Origin of the sequence: Streptomyces sp. NBC_01176 (assembly GCF_045039825.1) — a bacterium.
Taxonomy (GTDB): Bacteria; Actinomycetota; Actinomycetes; order Streptomycetales; family Streptomycetaceae; genus Streptomyces.
In genome coordinates this window covers 2285132-2307485 of sequence record NZ_CP108600.1, presented here as the reverse complement: position 1 = coordinate 2307485, position 22354 = coordinate 2285132, and the positions used below count along the sequence as shown (strand labels likewise).

18 protein-coding genes and 1 tRNA gene are annotated in these 22354 nt (G+C 71.2%); 12 read left to right on the top strand and 7 right to left on the bottom strand.

Translation table 11 applies throughout. The features are described from left to right. The first annotated feature begins 19 nt into the window (after window positions 1–19). On the top strand, window positions 20–1573 hold the full coding sequence (locus OG199_RS09730) for an aldehyde dehydrogenase family protein (protein ID WP_405829080.1): 1554 nt from the start codon (window positions 20–22) through the stop codon (window positions 1571–1573). A gap of 191 nt (window positions 1574–1764) precedes the next feature. Here the strand turns inward: OG199_RS09730 and OG199_RS09725 are convergent, their stop codons facing one another. Beyond that, window positions 1765–2688, bottom strand: a complete 924-nt coding sequence (locus OG199_RS09725) for an LLM class flavin-dependent oxidoreductase (RefSeq protein WP_405829078.1) — start codon at window positions 2686–2688, stop codon at window positions 1765–1767. Window positions 2689–2814: 126 nt separating this feature from the next. Between OG199_RS09725 and OG199_RS09720 the strand changes: the two genes are divergently transcribed. Both OG199_RS09720 and OG199_RS09715 read left to right on the top strand, forming a co-directional pair. Next, a complete protein-coding gene (locus OG199_RS09720) occupies window positions 2815–3246 on the top strand; it encodes a MarR family winged helix-turn-helix transcriptional regulator (RefSeq protein ID WP_405829077.1) in 432 nt (143 codons plus the stop codon). A 247-nt stretch (window positions 3247–3493) separates the two neighbouring features. Continuing rightward, window positions 3494–3581 (top strand) — tRNA-Leu (locus tag OG199_RS09715). Between the two features lie 106 nt (window positions 3582–3687). On the opposite strand, the gene OG199_RS09710 is transcribed toward OG199_RS09715, so the two are convergent. The 3 genes from OG199_RS09710 to OG199_RS09700 all read right to left on the bottom strand — a co-directional run bounded on the left by OG199_RS09710 (window position 3688) and on the right by OG199_RS09700 (window position 8618). Then, a complete protein-coding gene (locus OG199_RS09710) occupies window positions 3688–5760 on the bottom strand; it encodes a tetratricopeptide repeat protein (RefSeq protein ID WP_356801435.1) in 2073 nt (690 codons plus the stop codon). Then, entirely contained in the window at window positions 5757–6974 is a 1218-nt protein-coding gene (locus OG199_RS09705) for a hypothetical protein (protein WP_405829074.1), read from the bottom strand. Before OG199_RS09705 ends, OG199_RS09710 begins: the two co-directional genes overlap by 4 nt. Window positions 6975–8168: 1194 nt before the next feature. Further along, a complete protein-coding gene (locus OG199_RS09700; protein WP_401805988.1) occupies window positions 8169–8618 on the bottom strand; it encodes a winged helix-turn-helix transcriptional regulator in 450 nt (149 codons plus the stop codon). A gap of 82 nt (window positions 8619–8700) precedes the next feature. Between OG199_RS09700 and OG199_RS09695 the strand changes: the two genes are divergently transcribed. Next, a complete protein-coding gene (locus OG199_RS09695; protein WP_356801440.1) occupies window positions 8701–9723 on the top strand; it encodes a DJ-1/PfpI family protein in 1023 nt (340 codons plus the stop codon). A gap of 140 nt (window positions 9724–9863) precedes the next feature. On the opposite strand, the gene OG199_RS09690 is transcribed toward OG199_RS09695, so the two are convergent. After that, window positions 9864–12623 (bottom strand): multifunctional oxoglutarate decarboxylase/oxoglutarate dehydrogenase thiamine pyrophosphate-binding subunit/dihydrolipoyllysine-residue succinyltransferase subunit, encoded by a 2760-nt coding sequence (locus tag OG199_RS09690; RefSeq protein ID WP_405829072.1) that lies wholly within the window; start codon window positions 12621–12623, stop codon window positions 9864–9866. 320 nt (window positions 12624–12943) lie between these two features. Here OG199_RS09690 and OG199_RS09685 point away from each other — a divergent pair, with 320 nt between their 5' ends. Further along, window positions 12944–13387, top strand: a complete 444-nt coding sequence (locus OG199_RS09685; RefSeq protein ID WP_356801443.1) for a DUF6884 domain-containing protein — start codon at window positions 12944–12946, stop codon at window positions 13385–13387. A gap of 329 nt (window positions 13388–13716) precedes the next feature. After that, the gene (locus tag OG199_RS09680) at window positions 13717–14904 is read left to right on the top strand and encodes a TDT family transporter (RefSeq protein WP_405829070.1); all 1188 of its coding nucleotides are present in this window, start codon (window positions 13717–13719) and stop codon (window positions 14902–14904) included. A gap of 113 nt (window positions 14905–15017) precedes the next feature. Here OG199_RS09680 and OG199_RS09675 read toward each other — a convergent pair whose 3' ends face one another. Next, entirely contained in the window at window positions 15018–15323 is a 306-nt protein-coding gene (locus OG199_RS09675; RefSeq protein ID WP_401805991.1) for an SHOCT domain-containing protein, read from the bottom strand. A gap of 298 nt (window positions 15324–15621) precedes the next feature. Here OG199_RS09675 and OG199_RS09670 point away from each other — a divergent pair, with 298 nt between their 5' ends. From OG199_RS09670 to OG199_RS09660, 3 genes are all read left to right on the top strand, one after another. Further along, on the top strand, window positions 15622–16089 hold the full coding sequence (locus OG199_RS09670; RefSeq protein ID WP_401805992.1) for a hypothetical protein: 468 nt from the start codon (window positions 15622–15624) through the stop codon (window positions 16087–16089). Window positions 16090–16196: 107 nt separating this feature from the next. Further along, on the top strand, window positions 16197–17036 hold the full coding sequence (locus OG199_RS09665; RefSeq protein ID WP_356801447.1) for an SDR family oxidoreductase: 840 nt from the start codon (window positions 16197–16199) through the stop codon (window positions 17034–17036). Window positions 17037–17203: 167 nt separating this feature from the next. Next, window positions 17204–17713 carry a gluconokinase gene (locus OG199_RS09660; RefSeq protein ID WP_405829067.1) on the top strand — a complete coding sequence of 170 codons (510 nt, stop codon included), beginning with the start codon at window positions 17204–17206 and terminating at the stop codon, window positions 17711–17713. Between the two features lie 254 nt (window positions 17714–17967). Here the strand turns inward: OG199_RS09660 and OG199_RS09655 are convergent, their stop codons facing one another. Further along, a complete protein-coding gene (locus tag OG199_RS09655; protein WP_405834486.1) occupies window positions 17968–18402 on the bottom strand; it encodes a DUF6325 family protein in 435 nt (144 codons plus the stop codon). Between the two features lie 188 nt (window positions 18403–18590). On the opposite strand from OG199_RS09655, the gene OG199_RS09650 reads away from it, so the two are divergent. The 3 genes from OG199_RS09650 (at window position 18591) to OG199_RS09640 (ending at window position 22308) form a co-directional block, all read left to right on the top strand. After that, window positions 18591–19976, top strand: a complete 1386-nt coding sequence (locus OG199_RS09650) for a hypothetical protein (RefSeq protein ID WP_401805996.1) — start codon at window positions 18591–18593, stop codon at window positions 19974–19976. Between the two features lie 285 nt (window positions 19977–20261). Beyond that, window positions 20262–21194: a cyclase family protein gene (locus OG199_RS09645; protein ID WP_356801451.1), complete on the top strand. Its 933-nt coding sequence runs from the start codon at window positions 20262–20264 to the stop codon at window positions 21192–21194. A gap of 220 nt (window positions 21195–21414) precedes the next feature. Further along, window positions 21415–22308 carry a YhjD/YihY/BrkB family envelope integrity protein gene (locus OG199_RS09640; protein ID WP_356801453.1) on the top strand — a complete coding sequence of 298 codons (894 nt, stop codon included), beginning with the start codon at window positions 21415–21417 and terminating at the stop codon, window positions 22306–22308. The last annotated feature ends 46 nt before the right edge of the window (window positions 22309–22354 follow it).

Genomic DNA, 22354 nt, shown 5'->3' with positions numbered 1-22354 from the left:
CGAGAGCGGAGACATCCGAATGGCATCCACCCCCAACACCTCCCTGGTCCTGAAGTCCGGGACGTCCTGGGCCGACGCCTGGCAGCGCTGCCTCGCCGTCGCGCCCGAGGCGTTCCAGCAGGACCGGGTCCTCAACCTCTGGGGCTCCTCCTGGCGGGCCGACGGCCGGGCGCTGCCCGCCACCAGCCCCGTCGACGGAAGCCCCATCGCGGGCCCGCCCCGCCTGGACGGCGCCACCGCCCAGCAGGCCGTACGCGCCTCGCTCGACCAGCACCGGGCCTGGCGCCACGTCCCGCTGCCCGAACGCCGCGCCCGCGTCGCCGCCACCCTCGACGCGCTCACCGAGCACCGTGAACTGCTCGCCCTTCTCCTGGTCTGGGAGATCGGCAAGCCCTGGCGGCTCGCGCAGGCCGACGTGGACCGGGCGATCGACGGCGTCCGCTGGTACGTCGACGGCATCGAACCCATGGTCGAGGGCCGGACCCCGCTGGACGGCCCGGTCTCCAACATCGCCAGCTGGAACTACCCGATGAGCGTGCTCGTCCACGCCATGCTGGTCCAGGCGCTGGCGGGCAACGCGGTCATCGCCAAGGCCCCCACCGACGGCGGCGTCGCCTGCCTCACCCTGGCCTGCGCGCTCGCCGCACGTGAAGGGATCCCCGTCACCCTCGTCAGCGGCAGCGGCGGCGAGCTGTCGGAGGCGCTCGTGCGCGCACCCGAGATCGGCTGCGTCTCCTTCGTCGGCGGCCGCGACACCGGCGCCGCGGTGGCCACCGCCGTCGCCGACCTCGGAAAGCGCCACATCCTCGAACAAGAAGGCCTCAACACCTGGGGCGTCTGGAACTACACGGACTGGGACGCGCTCACGGCCGTCGTCCCGAAACTCTTCGACTACGGCAAGCAGCGCTGCACCGCCTACCCGCGCTTCGTCGTCCAGCGCGCCCTGTTCGACGAGTTCCTCGCCGCCTACCTGCCGGCCGTCCGCACCCTGCGGATCGGCCACCCGCTCGCGGTGGAGAACCCCGACGACCCCTTTCCCGCACTGGACTTCGGACCCGTCATCAACGCGGCCAAGGCGAAGGAGCTGGACGACCAGGTCGCCGAGGCCATCAGCCGCGGCGCCGTCCCCCTGCACCGCGGCAAGCTGTCCGACACGCGGTTCCTGCCCGGCCAGGACACCTCGGCGTACGTCCAGCCCGTCACGCTGCTCAACCCGCCGCCGTCCTCACCCCTGCACCACGCGGAGCCCTTCGGCCCCGTCGACACCATCGTCCTGGTCGACACCGAGGCGGAGCTGCTCGCCGCGATGAACGCGTCGAACGGAGCGCTCGTGGCCACCCTGTCCACGGACGACGAGGCGACGTACACCCGACTCGCGCCGCAGATCCGCGCGTTCAAACTCGGCCGCGGCAAGCCCCGTTCGCGCGGTGACCGGGACGAGTTGTTCGGCGGGCTCGGCGCGTCCTGGCGCGGGGCGTTCGTGGGCGGCGAACTGCTCGTCCGCGCCGTCACACAGGGTTCGGCGGAGGAGCGGCTGCCGGGCAACTTCCCCGAGTACCAACTCGTACCGTGACCCGCAGGCAGCCGCTGTCGCGGTGACCGGAGGGGCCGCCGCCTCCGTGACGCAGGAAGCGGCGGTGTCTCCGTCACGGACGAGCGGCGGTTGTCTCCGTCACGGGGGAACGGTCGATGTCCGGTCACGGGGGAGCGGCAGCTGTCTCCGTGACGGTGGAGTGGGCGGGCTCGCGGCCCGAGGTTGCCCGGTCAGGGGCGCCGCCCACCCGCCGGCACCCGCGTGATGATCTCGTCCACCAACCACCGGGCGACCCCCGGCGGGTACGGCTGGGGCAGGCTGAGCACGACGTGGTCGGTGCCGACGCCGATGAGGCCGGTGACCGCGGCCCGGGTGGCGGCGGGGTCGTCGTAGGAGACGACGACCTGCACCGACCGGGTGATCTCACCCGGGTCGCGCCCGATCTCCGCGCAGTGCGCGTCCAGTACCCGGCCGCGCTCGGCGACGAACTCCACGCCGTTGTGCGGTGGTCCGGGGATGTTCCAGATGTCGGCCCGCTCGGCGACCAGCCGCAGCAGTCGCGTCCCCCAGCCTCCGATCAACAGCGGAGGCCCCGGCCGCTGCACGGGCTTGGGCTCGTTGCGCGTACCCCGGAGCCGATAGTGGCGCCCCTCGAAGTCGAAGACGTCCTCGGTCCACATGCGCTGGAGGATCTCGACGGTCTCCGCGAGCCGGGCGACGCCCTCACCGGGCGGGACGAGCGTCAGCCCGTACGCCGCGTACTCGGCGATCGCCGGGTTCTCGCCGCTGATCCCGCCCGCGCCGGGCGGCTGCCGGGTGCCGCCGACGCCGATGCCCATGACGAGCCGTCCGCCGGAGATCACGTCCACGGTCGAGGCGATCTTGCCGAGGACGGCGGGCGGGCGGAGGCGGTTGCTGGTGACGAGCAGCCCGAGCCGCAACCGCTCGGTCTGCGCGGCAAGGGCGCTGAGCAGCGTCCAGCCCTCGTGTATCGGGCCGTCCTTGGGCCCACGCAACGGAAGCAGATGGTCCCAGAGCCAGGCGTCCTCGATCTCTGGGAAGGTGTCGGCCTCCTGCCAGACACGGCGGATGTCCTCGTAGGAGACGTGCATGGGGGTGGTCTTGATACCGAAGCGCACACGCTGTTCGCTCATGTCGATCAGCGTAACCAATCATCAGGGGAGCTGACAATCAGTTCTGGGTACAGTCCTGGCATGACCGGCGAGCAGCCCCCTGGGTCCCCCATGTCTTCCGTGCCACCCGCATCCCCTCCAGCTCCGGTGCCCCTTGAGTCCCGGCTCGGCTATCTCCTCAAGCACGCCCAGCAACGGCTGACGCGGGCGTCCGCCAAGGCGCTGGCGCCCTTCGGGGTCGACGGGCACGAGCTGGCGGTACTGGCGGTGCTGGCCGCCGAGTACCCGCTGTCGCAGGTCGAGGTGGCGGGACGGCTCGGCGTCGACCGCACCACGATGGTGGCGCTCGTCGACGGCCTGGAGGACCACGGGCTCGTCGAGCGCCGCCGCAGCGCGCAGGACCGCCGCAAGAACATCGTGGAGCTGACCGCGGCGGGCCACGACTGCCTGCGGCAGGCCGAGCTGGCCCGCCGGGAGACGGAACGGCGCTTCCTCGCTCCGCTGGGCGAGGAGGCGGGGGCCGCGCTCGTGCGGGCACTGCGGGTACTGGTGGTGGAGGGACGCGAGGGGGAGGAGTGACGACTTGAGGGGGCTTGGCGAGGGATTGCGGACCGTGCCCGGCCGGCTCGTCCCGGCGAGCCGGAACGAGCACCGCGGACTCTCGGCGAGCGCTCGCTCACCCGGGGTAGCCGAACCGATCTACCCGCGTCCGGCCCCGCGCAGCCGCTGTCAGGCCCCGGATATGCAGGTGAAAGGCACTCTGAAACCTTGGTATTGTTGTCCATGTCGCCGCGGGGAACACCCCCGGCCAGGCGGCAGACACCTGGTCCGGGTGGCGGAATGGCAGACGCGCTAGCTTGAGGTGCTAGTGCCCTTTATCGGGCGTGGGGGTTCAAGTCCCCCCTCGGACACCAGCTCAGACCCCACTTCACGTGGGGTTTTCTGCGTTACGGGGCCGGGAGCGGTGAACGGCCGGGAAAGCGTCTGGATGCGTCAGAAGAGTACGGCGGCCGCCGGCCCTCACCGGGCGCTGGACGCCGTGCAGAGCCGGCGTTGCTCCTGGAGTTCGACGGTGTCGGCGTCCGGCAGGGTGAGGGCCTGGTCGAAGTCTTCGAGGGCCAGGTCGGGGTGGCCGTCGGCCAGGTGGGCGATGCCGCGGTTGAGCAGGATGTCGGGGTCGTCACCGACGGCTTCGAGCGCGGCCGTCAGGTCCGCGACCGCCCTCTCCGGGTGCGACTGCCGGAAGTGCACCACGGCGCGGTTGATCAGTGCGGCCGGGTAGCGCGGGTCCTTTTCGAGTGCTCCGTCGAAAGCGGCCCGCGCGCCGTCGAGTTGGTCGCGTTGCAGGAGAACCGTGCCTTTCAGGCAGAGCAGTTGGAGTTCGCCCGGGTGGAGACCCAGTCCGGTGGCCGTGTCTGCCTCGGCCGCGTCGAGATCGCCGGTTTCCAGCAGCAGTTCCGCTCGCGCGATCCGGGTGTCGAGGTCGCGCGGTTCCATCTCGAGCACGAGGGTGAAGTCCCGGAGGGCCCCTCGGTGGTCTCCGACCTGCGCGCGGGCGGTGCCCCGGTTGTAGTAGAGCTCGGGGAACGGAGGCGCGAGCCGCACCGCACGGTCGTAGTCGGCCAGGGCGGCGTCGAAGTCGCCTCGGTCGCGCGAGATCCTGGCCCGCTCGGAGAGGTAGTCGGTGTAGTAGGGGTCGATGTCGACGAGTCGGGTGTAGTCGGCGTGGGCTTCGTCCGGCCGGCCGAGCGCCACCAGCAGTCGGGCGCGGTTGTAGAGCAGTTGGGAGCGGTGCAGGGCCCACTGATCGTCGTCGAGTCGCTCGTCGAGCCGGGTGATGCACGACTCCACGAGCGCCAGGGCGCGGTGCAGGTTGCCGCGGTGCATCTCGACGAGTGCCAGGCCGTTGTCGTGGAAGACGCTGTACGTCAGCCGCTCGGCCGGATCCGGGAGGATCCCCGCGAGGGCGACGGCGTTGTGCTGCCACTGCACGGCCAGTTCGTGGTCGCGAGGTTTCAGGAACCGGGTGTGCAGCATCGCGATCGCGTAGCTGGTCATCATGTGGATCTTGGGGTCGGTGAAGCGGCGCAGCAGGCTCTGGTACAGCTCCATGGACTGTTCCAGACGTCCGACCGGAATGCAGGCCGCGGCGGCTTCGCGAGTGAACTCCCAGTAGTCGTGTTCGTGCGAGCGCGGGTCGGTCAGGCCGCGGCCGCGCAGGCCGAGGTCGACCACGGCGGCGGAGAAGCCGGTGGCCACGGCATGGCGCTGGGCGGCGAGCAGGGCGGCCCGTCCGGCCCCGGCGGGGTCGCTGCCGTGTTCGCGGTGGTGGGCGATGGCGCCCATGCGGATGCCCCATGTGGCCGTCTGTTCAAGGGAGTCGGCCCGCCGGTCGTGGAGGCGGGCACATGTCTGCGGGTCGGTCCGCTGGTATCCGCTCAGGGCGCGGGGATCGTCGTCGGTGCAGTCGCCGTCCACATAGACGACGGCCCAGTCGCGAGGGGTCCGGTCTTCGACCGGCTGTTCAGCGGTGCGCGGGGCGGGCAGGAGGGTCACGTCGGCCAGGGCGTCCTGGAGCTCGTCGGAGAGTGTGCCGCCGGTGGCCGAGACCACCACGCGCAGCCGGCGTGGGTCCGCCCGGCGCAGAAGCAGGGCGATCAGTTCCTGTGTGGTGGCCTCGGCGGCGTGCGCTTCCTCGAAGGCGATCTCGAAGGCGGTGTCGCCGTGGATGCGCCGGGCGTATTCCAGCAGGAAGCCGACGATGCCCTGACTCATGCAACGGACCCAGCCGGCGCCGAAGAAGCGGGTGCGTTCCTCGTAGGGGGCGTCGTCGGCCAGGGTGCGCGGTGGCGGTCCGATGAGGTGGGCCAGCTCGGGCATTCCGTACAGGAGCGCCACGCGATGGTCCTCGACAAGGTCCGGCCAGCGCCGGTAGGCCTCGGGCAGGACTGCTCGTAGCACCGTGTCCACGCCGGTGTAGGGGCCGCGCAGCCGCTGGTGGCAGCGGACCACGAGGGCCTTGCCGGTGTGGGCTGCGATGGCGCGCAGGCGGTCGTCGCGCCTGTCTCCGACGATCCGCAGATGGCCCGTCATGCGAGTTCAACCTCCGGTGAAGAGGACGTGAGGGAGTGGGCGGACTTGTTGTTCCGGCGTTTCCTGCGGGACAGCACGACGAGTGCGACGATCTGGGCCACGTTCATGCACAGGGACAGCACGGCGTCCCAAAAAGCCGCGTCCACGCCGCCGGAGCCGAGGGCGCGCCCGGCAATGCTGACGTAGTTCACCGTCACGGGGACGCTGACGAACACGGTGATTGCGGCGAACGCGCCGTATCCCAGGACGATGAAAGGCCCGTAGAACGTGCCGACCCGGCGGTCACGGGGCGTCCATTTCTCCTCGTCCACGATGCGGTCCGGACGGTTCATGAAACGCCGTACACGATTCTTCAGCAGGGCTATGCCCGCGTCGTGAAGGTCGTAGCAGTTCCAAGCGGTGGCCGCCACATAATAGAGATCGGTCCGAAGATAGAGCTGGAGCTGCCACAGCACACGGACGGCGACCGTGAAAGCCAGCCCGAGACAGAGCCGACCGGCCAACGAGAACGATCCGCCCGGATTCCGGGTCGCATCGGCGATGAGCCCGAGCACCGCGAATACGACGCCGTCACAGACCATCCCCGCGAGGAACGGAAGGTAGCGTTTCGCCCTGGGAACACTGAGCAGCCCGTTGATCTGGGTTTCGGCGACGATGTACGTCAGACGGTTGCTCACACTCAGGCGCGTGGGCAGACCGAGCCGCCGGCCGGCGAGAATGTGGAAGCCCTCGTGCAGCAGCAGAAGCGGTATCTGCCCGAGGGTGATGACCAACTGGACCACGAGGAGGGAGTGCGTGAAGAAGATCTGCCCGGGATGTGGTGCGAGGTCCGGCCGCGCGATCGCGGCCCACGTCCAGCCACCGACCACGGCGCCGTACAGTACCCAGGCCGGCGGGGCGAAGACGGCTCGGCCCAAGCCGCGCAGCCGTACCCGCGGGGCGGGGCCGGACGGCCGCGCCCGGTCCTCCTCGCTGACGAAGCCGAGCTCGCGCAGCGTGGTCACGAAATCCTGGAGATCGGCATCCTCGCCGAAAGTGGTCTCGTACCAGTCGGCGGCGGCACCGAGCGTCATTCCGCGCATGAGCTGCCGCAGCAATTCCGCGCCGTCGGCGGGGAAAACCGCATAGGAACCGGTGTCCAGGCGGCCGACCACCACCTCGTCGCCTTCGGGAACGAAACTCAGTTCGTGGAAAACGAGGCCGTCACCGGCCACAGGCCCTCCTCCAGCGGAATTCCGGATAAAAGACCCGGGTGCGCCGGCAGGCGGCGCACCCGAGCGGGGTACTGCGAAGCGATCAGGCCTGGACGGAGTACGGGCACTGACAGGCGGCCGACGTCAGGCGCACGTCGCCGGTGCGGCGCACCGCAATCTTCTTGGAGCCGGCCTTCTTACGCATGGCGACAGTCGACTTCATGACGGTCCTTTCTCGACGGGTGGCGCACCGACCGGCGGTCGGCGGCAATCAAAGATCTTCCAGCCGGACCGCGGGAGCAAGGTTCGATCGCGCCAATCGGATCGGCCGGGAGGCTCGTCCCGAGGGCAACGACCATAAGAAAGCGTTTCCGCTCCGCGGCACGGTGCCGAGGCCGCGGTTCGGTGCTGATTCCGTCGTGCGTACACATCCGACATCGTTGCCAAGTGGCAACGGCAGCCCGTTTTCCCATCTGGGACCACTCGAAGTCCGGGTGCGGAAAGAGGGATCCGCCGGCCGCGGTGCAAAAAGCGGAGTGCGTGCCGCCGGATTCCGTTTATTTCGAGCTCTGTTTTCTTCGGCCTAAAGGAGGGCAATGAAATCGCCAAGTATCGAGCCGGTCACCCTCCGTGCATCGCTCCCTCGGCCTCCTGTACCTGAAGAAGGACAACCCTTTCCGGATATCGGACACGTCGACCGGGTGGCAGCGGTCGCCGTCGGCCGCCCCGCCCCTCCTCCGCTTCGGTCAGGGGCGTTCCCGCCGGCCCCACCGCGACGCTCGGGCTCACCGGACCCGTGCCGCCCCTGGGCATGTCCGTGTCAGTCGACCGCTTTCGGGCTCGTGCCGTCGTGGGACGACACCGACGCGGAACCGGTCCTGCGGCGCTCCCCGGGCCCCGTGTCCGTCCACGAGCGAGCGGCACGGGCTCATCGATGGCGCCGGAGCTCCGGAGACACCCAGCCCACGCACTCAAGTGCCCTGGCGGGGGCGGCCGTCGTCCTCGTCCTCGGTCGTTCGCGGTGCCGTGGGGGCGGGAGCGGTCGACGCGGATCCGGATCGGACCGACGTGGCCGATACGGGTCGGCGGCGGCGGCGTCAATCCGTGCGGTCTCGCCCGATCTCACGGGTGGTCCGGCCCGCGGTGCGGGAATCTCTCCTGCTCCTGAGGGGCTTCGTGCCGACGCGGCAACGTCCAGAGGGCATGCCGGACGCTCTAGGACCCCGGGCGGTTCACTTCCTCCAGCACGGTCACCAGCCCGCCCCCCTCCAGCGGCTCGCCGCACCGGGCGCAGACGACCCGGGTCTCCACATCGGCACCGCACGTGTGCAGGAACCGCGGTGCGGGGGGCGGGTCCTGGAGGTGCCGAAGGCCCCATTCCCGGAGCCCGATCAGCACCGGCTCCAGCGCCTGCCCCGCGGCCGTCAGGTGGTACTCGAAGCGGGGAGGGCGGTCCTGGTACTGGCGGCGCTCCAGGATCCCCGCGGCCTCCAGGGACCGCAGCCGCTTGGTGAGAACATCGCGCGGGGCGCCGGTGTTGGCGCGGATGTCGGCGTAGCGCCGGATTCCCATGAACACCTCGCGCAACACCAGGAGCGACCATCGCTCTCCTACGAGGTCGAGGGTCCCGGCTATGGGGCAGGCGCGTGGCTGGGTGTCGGACATGCCGCAATTCTAGTTGGTTTGTTTTGCGAACTCACTGCGCATAGCATCGACCGTAACCCCATGTCCGGTCCGGAGGCATCAGATGAACCACAAGCGCGCCGGAACCGACCCGCTCCTCGTGACGATCTTCGTTTTCCCCGGCGTCCGGCTGCTGGACGTGACCGGTCCGATCGAGGTGTTCACCTCGGCGAACGACTTCGGCGCCCACTACCGGTTGAGCATGGTCTCGGCCGACGGGAACGAGGTGACGACGTCGGCGGGGACCCGTCTCGGCGTCGACATGGCCGTGGCGGACGCGCGGGAGGCCAGCGACGTCCTGGTGATTCCCGGTGGGCCGGGCTGGGATCGGATGATCAAGGATGACGCGCTGCTGGACATCGTGCGCGGGCTCGACGCGAACTCGCGCTGCACGGCTTCCGTCTGTACCGGCGCCTTCCTGCTGGCCGCCGCCGGACTTCTGGACGGCCGCAGCGCCGCCACCCACTGGCGTCATTCGCGGCAGTTGGCGCTGCGTTTTCCCGCCGTCCAGGTCAAGCCGGACGCGATCTTCGTAAGGGACGGCAAGGTGATGACCTCGGCCGGCGTCACCGCGGGCATCGACCTCTCGCTGGCTCTCGTGGAAGAGCACTACGGGGCCGAGGTGGCCCGCGCGGTGGCCAAGGACCTGGTGGTCTTCATGCAACGGCCCGGTGGACAGTCCCAGTTCAGTGTCCGCGCCCGCGCCGCGCACACCCGCCAGGACATGCTCCGCCGGGTGCTGGACGCCGTCGCGGAGGACCCCGCCGCCAACCACACGCTGTCCGCCATGGCGCGCCGGGCCGGCATCAGCTCCCGCCATGTGACCCGGCTCTTCTGCGACGAGTTGGGTATGACGCCGGCCCGGTACGTGGAGCAGGTCCGGATGGAAGCGGCGCAGGCGATGCTGGAGTGCGGGGACGATCCCATGGCCGTGATCGCCCGCCGTACGGGGTTCGGATCGCCCGAGTCGCTGCGCAGGGCGTTCGTACGGAACCTCAAGGTGACTCCGGGCGTGTTCCGGGCGCGGTTCCACACCACCGGGGTGGCGGCTGCCGGGGCCCAGGAGGGCCCGGGAGGGGAGGGCTGAGCCGGCACCCGGAACGGGACACGGCCGGCACCGTGGGCGGTCTTCTTCCCGGCAGCCCCGCCACCCCTGCCCGGTGCGACTCCCCGCGCCGGGCAGGGGCTGTCCCGGCCGGACCCCTGTTCCGGCCGGGATTCCCTGCGTCAGGCGAACGCCCGCCCGACGAGGTCGCGCTGTTCGGCGGTGTGACGGCGGGCGGACCCGACCGCCGGAGCGGAGGCCGCCGGGCGGCTCACACACCCCACGGCGGCGGTGACCAGGGGAGCCGTACGCGGCGCGACGAAGGTCCACGCGCCCTGGTTGGCCGGCTCCTCCTGAACCCAGCGCACGTCGACGCCGGACGGATACCGGGACAGCTCCGCCCGCAACTCCTCGGCCGGGAAGGGGTACAGCCGCTCCAGCCGGACGATGGCGGTCCCGTCCTCTCCCGAGTCACGCCGGTGCGCGTCCAGGTCGTAGTAGACCTTGCCCGAACACAGCAGGACCCGTTCGGTCCGGGCGGGGTCCTGCGTGGTGTCCGGGACGACCGGGCGGAAGGAGCCTTCGGTGAACTCCTCCAGGCCGGAGGTCGCGGCCTTCGACCGCAGCATGGACTTGGGGGTGAAGACCACCAGCGGCCTGCGTGCCGCGTCGAGGCCCTGTTCCCTGAGCAGGTGGAAGTAGTTGGCCGGTAGCGAGGGGTTGGCGACGGTCAGGTTGTCGTCGGCGCACAACTGCAGGAAGCGTTCGATGCGGGCGGAGGAGTGGTCCGGCCCCTGCCCTTCCAGGCCGTGCGGCAGCAGCAGCGTGACGCCCGACCGCTGCCCCCATTTCTGCTCCGAGGAGGAGATGTACTCGTCGACGACGGTCTGCGCGCCGTTGGCGAAGTCGCCGAACTGCGCCTCCCACAGCACCAGGGCGTCCGGGCGGGCCAGGGAGTAGCCGTATTCGAAGGCGAGCACGGCGAGTTCGGACAGGAGGGAGTCGTACGGCGTGAACCGCGCCGCTTCCGCGCCGAGTGAGTCCAGGGGTGTGTGCTGCCGCCCCGTACGACGGTCGGTGAGGACGGCGTGCCGCTGGCCGAAGGTGCCCCGCCGGGAGTCCTGCCCGGACAGCCGAACCGGTACTCCGTCCAGGAGCAGCGATCCGATCGCGAGCGCCTCCGCGGTGGCCCAGTCGACCTTCCCGGTGTCGAACATGGCCGCCCGCCGCTCCAGTTGGGGCAGAACGCGCGGGTGCGGGGTGAACTCCCGCGGCAGGTCGATCTGGGTGCCCAGGATGTGCCGCAACGTCATCTCGGCGACGGCCGTCACGGGTCGGCGAACCGGGGGACCCGCGACTCCACCGGCCGGAAGCGACTCGTGGTTCGGCGAGGACGCCCCCGCTGTCTCGGCGAAGGCGCGCTGGAGTTGGTCGCGATAGCTCTGCCGGGCGCTTTCGGCCTCCTGCTCGCTGATCACGCCCGTGCCGTGCAGCGACTCGGCGTACAGCTTCCGTACGGACGGCCTCGCGGCGATCCGGTCGTACATGGCCGGCTGCGTGATGGAGGGGTCGTCGACCTCGCTGTGCCCGTGGCGCCGGTAGCAGACCAGATCGACGACCACGTCCTTGTGGAACGCCTGACGGTAGTCGAAGGCCAACTGCGCGACGCGGGCGGCCGCTTCGGGGTCGTCCCCGTTGACATGGAAGATGGGGGCCTCGACGGTCCGCGCGACATCGGTCGCGTAGGTGCTCGACCGGCCGCCGGCGGGAGCGGTGGTGAACCCCAGCTGGTTGTTGATGACCAGGTGGACGGTACCGCCGGTGGCGTAGCCCGGCAGCTGCGACATGTTCAGCGTCTCCGCGACCACTCCCTGACCCGCGAGGGCGGCGTCACCGTGGACCACCACGGGCAGTACGGAGAAGCGGCCGTCCCCGTCCTCCGTGAGCTCCTGCCGCCCCCGCACGACCCCCTGCGCCACGGGCCCCACGATCTCCAGGTGGGAGGGGTTCGCCACCACGGAGACCGCGATCGCGTGACCGTCCGGGGTGTGGAAGGTGCCTGCGGCCCCGAGGTGGTACTTCACGTCGCCCGAGCCCTGTGCGGACCGGACGTCGACCGCGTCCTCGAACTCGTCGAAGATCTGGGCGTAGGGCTTGCCCACGATGTTGGCGAGTACGTTCAGCCGGCCGCGGTGCGCCATCCCGATGACCACCTCGCGCATCCCCAGCCGCGCGGCACGCTCGAGGACCGTGTCCAGCAGGACGATCGCGGACTCCCCGCCCTCCAGCGAATAGCGTTTCTGCCCGACGTACTTGGTGTGCAGGAACGTCTCGAACGCCTCGGCGGATCCCAGACGGTACAGGATCCGCAGTTGCTCGGCGCGTCCCGGGCGGGGCGGCGGAACTTCGACGCGCCGCTGGATCCAGAGGCGCTCCTGCTGGTTCTGGATGTGCATGTACTCGATGCCCGTGGGGCCGCAGTACGCATCACGGAGGGTCCGCAGGACGTCACGGAGCGTCATTCGCTGGTTCCCCGCGAAACCGTCGACGGGGAATTCGCGGACGGTGTCCGCGGCGTCGAGGCCGTGGCCCGACGGCTCCAGGTCCGGGTGGCCGGCGGACGGCTCGGCGGACAGGGGATTGGTGGCGGCCGCCAGGTGCCCGCGGACGCGGTACGAGTGGATCAGTGCCGCGACGCGGACCGCCTTGACCACGAGGTCGGCGTCCCGCTCCCGCTCCGTCGGCTGGTGCGCGGCCGCTCCGGCAGGCGGGGGTACGGCCTCCGGCTCCGACGCGGACGCCCGGAAATAGTCCCGCCAGACCCGCTCGACGGAGTCGGGGTCGCGGAGATACCGCTCCCGGAATTCTTCGACGAGCCATTCGTTGATACCGAATTCCGCCTGGTGCGGGATGGGGAGAGCAGTGCCTGATCGTGATGCCACGGCGTAGAACGCCTTCTTTCCACATACGGAGACCGTCGCGGGCGGCGTGGCCAGCCGACCACGCCGCCGTTGGGGCCGAGGTGGTCCGCGGCGATGAGGACCGTCGACCTCGTGCGCTGTCCACGAGGCTACGAGGGCTCCACGGCACGACGGGATACACGAGCGTGCCAGGACTGCGGCAGATCAGGACGTGACCGCCCGCGCGCCCACGGCATGTCCGGATGTGAGGGCGCGCTGTCCTCCGGCACGGCCATGGCCGTCGTCCCGAGCCGCGTTCCAGCGGAGAACTCCGTCTTCACCCGGACCCGGGAGGGACCTGTATGACTCCGAACGAACACACCGGCGGCGTCGCCCCGGAACTGATCGTCATCCCCTGCGGAGCGCGCAAACTGGACCACCGCGCCAGGGCGGCGGACATGTACATCGGCTCCTACCACCGCGCGTGCCGAAGGGCCGCCGAGGCACTCCGGCCGGATCGGCTCGTCATCCTCTCCGCCCGCTACGGTCTGCTCGGCCTCGACGACGAGATCGACCCCTACGACACGGCGCACGGCGCCGCCGACGCGGTGACCGCCCGCCTGCTCCGGGACCAGGCGGCGGAGCGCGGCATCACGGACCTCGACCCCGTCATGGTGCTCGGCGGTGCCCGTCATGTCACTCTCGCCAAGGCGGTGTGGCCGCACGCCCTGACCCCGCTGAGCGGAACGCGCGGCATGGGCGAGCAGGTGGCGCGACTCGCGGCGATGGCGCGCTCGGCGAGCTGACGGGTTCCGCGGTACGGGTTCCGTGGGACGGGCACCGCGGTACGGATTCTCCGGGGCGCGTCACGCGGGGCGGATCCGTCGTGCCGGAGCGGGCGGGACGGCTCCGGCACGACGGATCACGCGAGACAGGAGGGGCGCATGACGGGCCCCATCGTGGCCCTGGCTCGGGCGGCATCCGCCGCCGGGTCCTGATGTGAGGGTGTTGTGGCACTCGCTGCTGTGCGGCGGGAACGAGGGGCGGCCATAGCCTCGTGAGGCCAACGGGCCGACGGACTTGGCCGCGACCCGCGTTCTGTTGGGCTGGGGCCCCGGACGGCCGGTTCACGACGGTGACCACCCAGACGAGGAAAGAGGCGTTCCACGCCGTGACACCCCATCCCAGCAGTGCCCGAGCCGTCCCGATCGAGGGCGACGTGGCGCCCGGAGATCCCCTTGCGGGCCGTCCACGGCTGCCCACGGCGAATGTGACGGATCGTCGGCTGTTCGGCCCCAGTTGGTTCGCGTCCGTCATGGGCACCGGCATCGTCGCCAACGCGGTGGTCACCCTGCCCCGGAGCCTGCCCGGACTGCGGACCGCCGCCACGGTGGTCTGGTCGGGAGCGGGCCTGCTGCTCGTCGTGCTGGCGGTCGGCTACGTACGTCAGCGGGCGTTGCGGCTGCACGCCGCCGATCCGACGCAGGCCCAGTTCTTCGGCGCGCCGGCCGTGGCCTTCCTGACGGTGGGCGCCGGCGCGCTGCAACTGGGCCGGCCGGTGATGGGGGAACGGGCCGCGCTGGACGTGGACTTGACGCTGTGGTCGCTCGGTACCGCACTCGGTCTCGCCACGGCCGCCACGGTGCCGTACCTGATGGTCACCCGGCACCGGTTCGCACCGGACGCGGCGTTCGGCGGCTGGCTGATGCCGGTGGTACCGCCCCTGGTCTCCGCCACGACCGGCGCGCTGCTCGTCCCGCACATGCCCGCCGGGCAGACGCGGCTTGCCCTGGTGCTGGGCTGCTACGCGATGTTCGGGCTCGGACTGGTGGCCGCGCTGCTGGTACTGGCCATGGTCTACAGCCGCCTGGTGCACCATGACGCGCCCACCGGTGCGATGGTGCCCACGGTGTGGATCGGACTGGGTGCGCTGGGGCAGATCGTGACCGGGCTGGGCGCGCTGGCCACGGCGGCGCCGGGCGCGCTCCCGGTGCCGTACGTGCACGGCACGGCAGTTCTCGCGCTGCTGGGCGGGGTCGGGGTGTGGGGCTTCGCCATGCTGTGGCTGGCACTCGCCACGGCGCTGACGGTACGGGAGTTCAGGGCGGGGCTGCCCTTCGCGCCCACCTGGTGGTCCTTCATCTTCCCCCTCGGCGCCTGCGTCACCGGCACCTCGGCCCTCGCGGCCCGTACCGGCTCACAGGTGTTCGTCTGGGCAGCCGTCGTCCTCTACGCACTGCTCGTCGCCGCCTGGGTCGTGGTGGCCTACCGCTCACTGCGGCACGCCGCCGCGCACACGGGCGGCCCGCGGAGCCACGCGTAGTCCAACGGCGCGGCGAGGCCGCCGACATCGTGTCTGGTGCCCTCGTCCGGAGCAGCCCGCACTGACAGTTCATCAACCGTCGTCTCGCCGCGCGCGCGTTGAGCCCTCGTGCGTCAGTCGCTCAGGATCCTGTGCTTCTGGTCCGTGAACTCGGCCTCGGTGAGCAGGCCCTGGGCCTTGAGTTCGCCGAGTCGCTTCAGCTGGTCGATCTTGTCGTTCATGTCGTCGGTCAGCGGCGCCGACGGAGGGAGCGGGGGCGAGGCGACGGGGGAGGGCGACGGGGACGAGGCGGGAGTGGGTCCGGAAGCGGCCTGCCGGGCCCAGCGGCCCTGCTGACGGCGTGCGACACGGTTCGAGACGGCCGTCGCCGTGCCCGCCACCGCGGCGGTGCGGGCGACTCCGCGGAGGAGACCTGGCATGGCGGTTTCCTTTCTCACAGGAGCCGTAGGTAATGAACGGCTCCGCCTGTCGGCGTGTGCGCACCTCGGCGCGGGACGCGTCCGTGAGACGCGCCCGTAGGACACGTTCATTGGACCACTGTGGGAATTCCCGCGCACTTCCGTACCGGACCCCGTACCGAAGTTCCTGCCGTGCGTCGGACCCGTGCGCAGGGCAGGAATGGCGACGTTCTGCCGGTCGGTGATTCTCATGGCAAGCTGAAATGTGGCCACCGGCCGTGACAGGTCGGTGGCGAGGCCTATGCGGGAGGAGCTCGAAATGGCCACGACCGGAATGCACCAGCACGACACCGGAAACCGTAGCGAAAGCCACGGTGAAGGAATCTGGGTGTCCAGCTGGACCGCCTTCGCCGCAGTCATGATGATCTTCGGCGGAGCGATGGCGATATTCCAGGGGATCGCCGCCATCGTCAAGACCGACGTCTTCGTCGTCACCCGCAACTACGCCTACACCTTCGACATGGCGGGCTGGGGCTGGATCCACCTCGTCCTCGGTGTCCTGGTCGTCCTCGCCGGTGTCGCCCTGTTCCGCGGAGCGATGTGGGCGCGCATCACCGGAATCGTGCTGGCGGGCCTGTCGATGATCGCCAACTTCGTGTGGCTGCCGTACTACCCGGTCTGGGCCATCGTGCTGATCGCCGTGGACGCCTTCGTCATCTGGGCGCTGTGCATCGGAGCCCGGGACACCCGGGACGCCGGGGGTACCCGGGACACCCGCATCCAGTAGCCGACCGCGCCGTCCTGGACGGCCCGACGACCCGCCGGACGGGCGTCGGGCCGTCCGGCTCGGCCCGGGCGGTCGGACCGACCGACGGCACCGACAAGGAGAGTCGAGTGGAAAACAGCGGCAGTGACGGTCGCCCGCCCTTCGCCCACCAGCTCCTCAAAGGGCAGAAGGCGCTGGTGACGGGCGCCAACTCCGGTATCGGAAAGGCCACCGCGATCGGCCTGGGGCGCGTGGGCGCCGACGTGGTGGTGAACTACGTGGCCGACCGGGACGCGGCGGAGGAAGTGGTGCGCGAGATCGAGTCCTTCGGTGTCCGCGCCTACGCGCACGAGGCGGACGTGTCGCAGGAGGACCAGGTCGTCGACATGGTGTCGCACATGGTCGGCGAGTTCGGGACCATCGACGTCATGGTCGCGAACGCGGGACTCCAGCGCGATGCCGCCCTCACCGACATGACCATGGAGCAGTGGCAGAAGGTGCTGGACGTCAATCTGACCGGACAGTTCCTCTGTGCCCGCGAGGCGGCCAAGGAGTTCATGCGCCGGGGCGTCGTCCCGGAGGTGTCCCGCTCCGCCGGGAAGATCGTCTGCATGAGCTCGGTCCACCAGATCATTCCCTGGGCGGGTCACGTGAACTACGCCTCCTCCAAGGGCGGAGTGCAGATGCTCATGGCGACCCTCGCGCAGGAGCTCGCCCCGTACCGGATCCGGGTGAACGCCGTTGCCCCGGGAGCGATCCGCACGCCCATCAACCGCAGCGCCTGGGACACCCCGGAGGCCGAGGCCGACCTGCTCCGGCTCATCCCCTACCGCCGTGTCGGCGACCCGGAGGACATCGCGAACGTGGTGGCCGTGCTGGCCTCCGACCTCCTCGACTACGTCGTGGGTTCCACGATCTACGTGGACGGCGGAATGACCCTGTTCCCCGGGTTCGCCACGGGCGGCTGATCCCTGCCGCTCGCCGGCCGGCCGTCCGGCGTCGGCCACCCGTCGCCGGTTACCGATCACCCGTCGCCAGTCGCCAGTCACCAGTCATCGAGGGGCCACGTGAACAGTCGGCCGAGGGCGCAGGGGCTGTGACCGGGACCGGAGCCCGGAGGAGGCCGCCCGTCGTCGTGGTGCTGGGGGTGTCGGGTTCCGGGAAGTCCACCGTGGGCAAGGCGGTCGCGGAGGAGTTGCGCGTGCCGTTCGTCGAGGGCGACGACGTCCATCCCGCCGCGAACGTCGCCAAGATGGCCGCGGGTCACCCGCTGGACGACCGCGACCGCGAACCCTGGCTGCGGACCCTCGCCGACCGCGTCCGCCGGTCGGTCGAGGCCGGGGAGGGGCTCGTCCTCGCCTGTTCGGCGCTCAGGCGCGCGTACCGCGACGAACTCCGGGCGGCCGCGGGCTCCGCGCTCTGGTGTCTCCACCTCGCCCTGGACCGGGACTCCGCACGGGACCGGGTGGCACGGCGCACCGGTCACTTCATGCCCGCCCGGTTGGTCGACTCCCAGTTCGCGTCGCTGGAGCCGCTGGAACCGGACGAGCCGGGCCTGACCGTCGACGCCACCGCCGCCCTTCCGGCGAACCTCGCCCTGGTGTCGGCCGCGGTCGGGCAATTCGCGGACCGAACGGCAGACTGAGGGGTTCGCACGGCCGACGGCACATCGACAGCACATCGACAGCACAGCCGAAGCCCGGCCGACCGTGACGGGTCTGCACGGTCGGTCGGCTGAGGACTCGGCACGGTCGGCCGACGGGTCTGTACGGTCGACTGACGGGTCTGCACGGTCGGCTGGGAGGTAGGCGCGGCCGACCGAGGGGCCGGCCGGTCATGGCCACGGTGATGTCACGTCGGCCCAGGTCGACCCCGCGCCGTGGAGGACGGGGGAGGAGGCTAGGCCCTCGCCGGCCGTGCGCTGTCGGTCGCGTCCAGTGCGGCCAGGACGGCCGGCATCGGGATGCGCCCGGACGCCACCATCTGCGCGCCGCCGCGGCGCAGGGCGGCGGCGAAAGGCGCGGCCCACAGGTTCTCGTAGACCAGGATTCCGGCGGAGCTGCCCGGTTGCAGGGCGTGGCCCGCCTCCTCGATGTCGTCCTCGTCCAGCAGGCCGGAGGACACGCCTTCGAAGACGGCGAGGTCCAGGGCCCCGTCACCGGTGAGGTCGGAGATCTCCAAGCCGGTGACCGACCCGTTGTCCTCCTTCCTGACGAACATCAGATCGAGGATCCGGATGAGGCCGCGGTCCACCAGGTCGACCAGCAGCGGAAATCCCTCGCCGGTCATGCGGTTGCCGGGGAACTCGACGACGACGTAGTCGATCGGCCCCATCTCGATGAATTCATCGCGTACGGATTCGCTCACGCCTTCACCCCTGGATGGTCATGGAGTCCCCGGAACTCCCCCTGTTCCCGCATGCCATTGCAACATCGGACGCAACCCGTCGCACCTCGGTGCGGCGTTCACCCGCCGGACCCGTCCGGGTCGCCGGATCGGGGCCGCGGGGCTCTCGTGGACCCATGACCAGCAGCGCGCCTCCGCCCGATCCGGACCGGCATCCCGGGGCTCCGCCCGGTGACGAGCCACGGCTCTCGGCGGGGGAGCGCACCGAGCTGGACGCGCTGCGGCACCGGGTCAGCGCTCTCGAGGGCACCGGGCCCGCGGGGGCCGCGCGACACCACTGGCTGCGGTCGACGGGTTCGGTCCTGCTGATCCTCCTCGCCTCGCTGCTGTCGCTGTTGTCCGTCGTCGCGGTCTGGGCGGACAGCATCGTGCGGGACACGGACCGCTATGTCGCCACGGTCGGGCCGCTGGCGCGCAATCCGGACGTGCAGAAGGCGGTCACCAACCGGGTCACGAGCGCGGTCCTGGCCCAGATCGACGTGGAGAAGCTGGTCAAGGACCTGGAGCGGGCGGCTTCGGAGAAGGGCGTCCCGACGGGGGCGGCCGAACTGCTGGGCGGCCTGACCGGTCCGATCACCAGCGGTCTGAAGAGCCTGGTCGGCGACACCGTGGAGCGGGTGGTGGCCGGCAAGGCCTTCGACACGGTCTGGGTGGACGCGAACCGCAGGGCCCACTCCGCCCTGGACAAGGCCCTGACGGGCGAGTCCGGAGGTGCGGTGTCCGTCGAGAACGGCCAGGTCGCCATCGACGTGGCACCCCTCGTGAAGCAGGTGAAGGACCGGCTGGTCAGTGCCGGTTTGCAGCCGGCCGCCCTGATCCCGGCCGTGCACACGGACTTCGTGGTGTTCGCGTCGAAGGACATCGGCAGGGTCAGGACGTATCTGAGGGTGCTGGAGATCATCGGCAGCTGGCTGCCGGTCGTCGCCGTGCTGATCGCCGCCCTGGGCGTGTACCTGGCCGTCAACCGCCGCCGGGCCCTGATCGGGGCCGCGCTCGGGGTGTTCGTCGCCATGGTGGTGCTCGGGGTCGCCCTGACGGTCATGCGGGCGATCTACCTCGACCGTCTGCCCGTGGGGGCGTCGGAAGGCGCCGCCGCCGCCGTGTTCGACGCGCTGGTCAGGTTCCTGCGGGCCGGTGTACGGGCGGTCGGCGCGCTGGCCCTGGTGACGGCCGCCGGTGCCTTCCTCGTCGGCCCGTCCCCCGTGGCCGTCCGCGTCCGTACGGTCTGCGGCAGGGGCATCGGGGCGGTCCGTGACGTCGCCGTGTCGGCGGGGCTCCCGCTGGGCGCGGTCGGCCGGTTCGTGCACCGGTTCAAGCGGTGGATCGGCGCCGTGATCCTGGCGGTCGCCGCGATCGTCCTGTTCACCTGGAGCTACCCGACCACGGCGGTCGTGGTGTGGACGGTGGTGATCGTGCTGGCAGCCTTCGCGATCCGCGAGTTCCTCGACGCCGGTCCCGGTTCCCCTCCCGGTTCCGCACCGTCCGCCGCCCCGTCGGCCTGACGACGCGTTCGAGCTGACAGCACGTTCGAATTCACGACGTTCGGGTCGGCGTTCGGTGGCCCGCCGCCCGGGAGCCCGCCCGCATGCGCCCGGGTCCCGCGGCTCGCGCGGCACCTCCTCCACGGCGCCGGGCAGGGCGGCGCACTCGCCGACGTCGACCGGACCTCCGCGTGACCAGGCGGTGCGCCGGCTCATGGTCCGGCGGGTCGCTCCTCCAGCGACCGGTGGCCACAGGGCCCGGCAACTCGGCGTGCCGGACTCCGGCAGCTGTCGGATGGTGGGGACATGCGGACGTCCGACGAGCTCAGCGAGGCCGAATTCCGGTCGCTCCACCGACACCTGCGCGCCGTTGCCCCCGGCGCCTCCACACCCCGGGGCGCCCTGGACACGATCACCGAGGAGCAGGTGCTGGCGGCGGTCGCCGAGGTGCGGTCGGGACGGACCGTCTCGCTCGCCGCCCCCGTGGAGACCCGTACCGAACCCGACGACGCCGATCCGGCCGAGCACCGGCTCACCGCTCCGCCCGACGGCAAACCGGCGCAGAGCGGCCTGGACTTCGCGCGCGACCGCTTCTCCATGAACGTCCACGGCGATGTGGACAGCCACCTCGACGCGCTGTGCCACGTCATCTACGACGGCACCCTGCACGGCGGCATACCCGCGACGGACGCGCTGTCGCCGGACGGATCGAGCGCCCTGTCCGTCGAGCTGGCCCGCGACGGAATCGTCGGACGCGGTGTCCTCCTGGACATCCCCCGGCTCCACGGCCTCTCCTGGCTCGAACCCGGGGCGAACGTGACCTGCGACGACCTCATCGCCGCCGAGGCACGGCAGGGGATACGCGTGCGCCGGGGCGACATCGTCCTCGTACGGGTCGGACACCGCAGGCGCCGCGAGGAGCTGGGCCCGTGGGACGTGGCCCGCGCCCGCGCCGGACTGCACCCGACGGCCCTGGAGTTCCTGGCCTCGCGGCAGGTCGCCGTCCTGGGCAGCGACGGCAACAACGACACGGCCCCGAGCGCGGTACAGGGGGTCGCCTTCCCGGTGCATGTCCTCGCCGTCCACGCGATGGGGATGCAGCTCCTCGACTATCTGCGGTTCGAGGATCTCGCGCCGATCTGCGCGCGGGAGGGCCGCTGGACGTTCCTCTGCGTCATCGCCCCCCTCCGGCTGCCGGAGGCGACCGGCTCACCCGTCAATCCGCTCGCGATCCTGTGACGGGGTGACCCGCTCCGGCTGTCGGCCGGGCCGGTTCGGACGCTCGGCCGGTGGACGCTGCCGGACGGGCCGCGCGTGCGTGCCCGTACCGCTGCCACGCGGAACTCACCCGTACGGAGCAACGGTGCTCGCGCCGCGGGGCCGCCGGGCGCGACGGGACGCACCCTGGTGGCGCGGTAGTGCCTCCGGGCGCGACGAGCCGGCCCGACCGGGGAGCAGGATGCACGCAGGCAGAGGATCCGGTTCGCCACCCGACGACGGGGCGAGCGGCCGGCGTGGACGGGCCGCGGATCTCGGGCCCCGGCTGCTGCGGCTGCGACATGCCGCCGAGACGCGGTTCCCGGTGATCACCCGCCTCACCTCCCACCTGGTCGCGGTCAACCTGCTCGACTCCGCGACGCGGCTGGCGGCCCAGGCCTTCCTGACCGCCGTCCCGCTGCTCTTCATGGTCGCCGCGTTCGCCCCGCAGCCGGTGCGCGAGCAGATCCTCGTCTCCCTGGAGGACGTCCTCGGCATCAACGGCGTCGCCGACCAGCAGCTGAAGAAGGTGTTCGACGCCGACCCCGGAAGCCTGCGGCAGAGCACCGGCGTGGTGAGCGGGCTGATGGTGCTGATCTCCGCCACCGCGTGCAGCCGCGCCATGCAGCGGCTGTGCCAGCGAGCCTGGCGGATGCCGAGCGCGGGCACCCGGATCGCCGTCTGGAGATGGCCCGTGTGGATCGCCGTCTGGCTGGCCATGATCATCCTCCAGGGTCCCCTGCGGGACGGGTTCGGCGCGGGGCTCTGGCTCGGACTGCCCCTGCTGCTGGTCACCGAGGTGGGGGTGTGGTGGTGGACCCAGCACCTGCTGCTGGCCGCACGCGTCCCCTGGGCCCCGCTGCTGCCCGGCGCGCTGCTCACCGGCGCCGCCGTCACCGCGCTGACGCTGACCGCCAAGCTGTACGTGCCCGCGGCGCTCAACCGCAGCCTGGACAAGTACGGGTCGCTGGGCGCCGTCTTCACCCTGCTGTCGTGGCTGATCTCGCTCTGCGTCGTCGTCGCCGTCGGTATCACCGCCGGGGCGGTCGTCGCACGGGAACCGGCCGTCTCCCGGCGCCTCGGCTCACCCGACTAGCCCAACTCGCCGGGACCATCACCCAGGGATACCTTGGTCGTCGAGG

Coding starts and splice junctions, on each gene's coding strand:
- OG199_RS09645 (WP_356801451.1), top strand. CDS start 20,262: ATGCGGACGTCCGACGAGCTCAGCGAGGCCGAATTCCGGTCGCTCCAC.
- OG199_RS09685 (WP_356801443.1), top strand. CDS start 12,944: ATGACTCCGAACGAACACACCGGCGGCGTCGCCCCGGAACTGATCGTC.
- OG199_RS09725 (WP_405829078.1), bottom strand. CDS start 2,688: ATGAGCGAACAGCGTGTGCGCTTCGGTATCAAGACCACCCCCATGCAC.
- OG199_RS09650 (WP_401805996.1), top strand. CDS start 18,591: ATGACCAGCAGCGCGCCTCCGCCCGATCCGGACCGGCATCCCGGGGCT.
- OG199_RS09710 (WP_356801435.1), bottom strand. CDS start 5,760: ATGACGGGCCATCTGCGGATCGTCGGAGACAGGCGCGACGACCGCCTG.
- OG199_RS09675 (WP_401805991.1), bottom strand. CDS start 15,323: ATGCCAGGTCTCCTCCGCGGAGTCGCCCGCACCGCCGCGGTGGCGGGC.
- OG199_RS09695 (WP_356801440.1), top strand. CDS start 8,701: ATGAACCACAAGCGCGCCGGAACCGACCCGCTCCTCGTGACGATCTTC.
- OG199_RS09640 (WP_356801453.1), top strand. CDS start 21,415: ATGCACGCAGGCAGAGGATCCGGTTCGCCACCCGACGACGGGGCGAGC.
- OG199_RS09700 (WP_401805988.1), bottom strand. CDS start 8,618: ATGTCCGACACCCAGCCACGCGCCTGCCCCATAGCCGGGACCCTCGAC.
- OG199_RS09655 (WP_405834486.1), bottom strand. CDS start 18,402: ATGGGGCCGATCGACTACGTCGTCGTCGAGTTCCCCGGCAACCGCATG.
- OG199_RS09670 (WP_401805992.1), top strand. CDS start 15,622: ATGGCCACGACCGGAATGCACCAGCACGACACCGGAAACCGTAGCGAA.
- OG199_RS09730 (WP_405829080.1), top strand. CDS start 20: ATGGCATCCACCCCCAACACCTCCCTGGTCCTGAAGTCCGGGACGTCC.